At 72.9% G+C, this 1,485-nt stretch carries 1 protein-coding gene and 1 pseudogene; both read left to right on the forward strand.

What is annotated here, in order from left to right; translation table 11 throughout:
- A pseudogene (locus tag AB0M27_RS31190) lies at window positions 1–360 on the forward strand (ATP-dependent helicase); the annotation flags it as partial.
- A 153-nt stretch (window positions 361–513) separates the two neighbouring features.
- Complete coding sequence (locus AB0M27_RS31195) at window positions 514–1,395, forward strand: alpha/beta hydrolase (protein ID WP_365726572.1); 882 nt, start codon at window positions 514–516, stop codon at window positions 1,393–1,395.
- Window positions 1,396–1,485 lie beyond the last annotated feature (90 nt).

Here is a 1,485-nt window from a genome sequence, read left to right on the forward strand (position 1 = left end):
AAGCCGCGTCGCACCCGCAAGACGGTCGCCGCCGCACCGGAGGCCGAGGCCGCCGTCGACACGGCCGAAGGCACGGAAACCAAGCCGCGCCGCACCCGGAAGAAGGCCGCCGCCGCACCGGAGACCACCGAGGCACCCGAGGCCGAGGCCAAGCCCCGCCGCACGCGCAAGACGGCCGCCGCCGTCGTCGAGGCGGACGGGGATGCCGAGGTGGCCGCGCCGAAGGTCCGGCGGACGCGTAAGGCCGTCGCCAAGGCGGTCACCCCGGAGATTCCGGCACAGGCCACCGAGGAGCCGGAGGCCAAGCCGCGGCGCCGTACCCGCAAGGCCACGGCGGCCGTCGAGGCCGCCGAGGGCTGATCCGGCACCCGACGAGCGACGGCCCGGTCCCTGATGGGGACCGGGCCGTCGCCGTTTCCGGATGCCGCGCCGCTCCTCCGTACTCCGCGCCTCTTCGGAGCGCTCCCGCCCAGCCGCAGCCCAGGGCATCCCCCCGCCCGATAGCCTCTCCCCATGAGCAGGCCCGCCACCTTCGTCCCGCCTCCCGGTGCGCGTGCGTACGCGCTGCGGACCGCGCGCGGGGAGTTCGCCGTCGTCGACGCTCCCGTGGCTGCCGGGGTGGAGCCCCGCGGGGTGGCGCTGTTGCTGCCGGGGTTCACCGGGAGCAAGGAGGACTTCAATCCGCTGCATGTGCCGCTCGCGCGGCGCGGGTACCGGACCGTGGCCGTGGACGGGCGCGGGCAGTACGAGTCGGACGGGCCCGAGACCGACGAAGCGGCTTATACGCAGCAGGAGTTGGCGCGGGACGTGCTGGCGCAGGCCGAGGCGCTCGGGGAGCCGGTGCATCTGCTGGGGCACTCCCTCGGCGGGCAGATCTCGCGCGCGGCCGTCCTGCTCGACCACGCACCCTTCCAGTCGCTCACCCTCATGGCCTCCGGCCCCGCGCAGATCTCGGAACCCCAGCAGCAGCGCGTGAAGCTGCTGCGGGACACGCTCGCGGTGATGACCATGGGCCAGGTGTGGGACGCGATGCGGGCGATGGAGACGCCCGAGGAGACCGAGACGGCGGCACTCGACGGCGGCCTCGACGACCGGGACGACCTGCAGCGCCGCTGGCTGAGCACCAAGCCCGCCCAACTCATCGCCACCGGACGTCAGTTGTGCGCGGAACCGGACCGTGTCACGGAACTGGCCGCGCTGTCGCTGCCGTTCCACGTCCTGTCCGGCGCACGGGACGACACCTGGCCGCTGCCCCTGCTGGACGACATGGCGGTACGACTGAACGCACGGCGGACGGTGATCGAGAACGCCGAGCACTCCCCCAACACCGACCAGCCGCTCGCCACGGCCCGCGCCATCGCCGACTTCTGGGACAGCGCCGCCGGCCAGGGCTAGTACTGCAACCGCATCTGGGTGACGATCAACGTCGTGTGTCGTTGATGTGACTGTGTGCTGATGCGCTGACGGTCGAACAGGTTGAGTCGT

The sequence above is a fragment of the Streptomyces sp. NPDC052107 genome, from assembly GCF_040680215.1.
Taxonomy (GTDB): domain Bacteria; phylum Actinomycetota; class Actinomycetes; order Streptomycetales; family Streptomycetaceae; genus Streptomyces.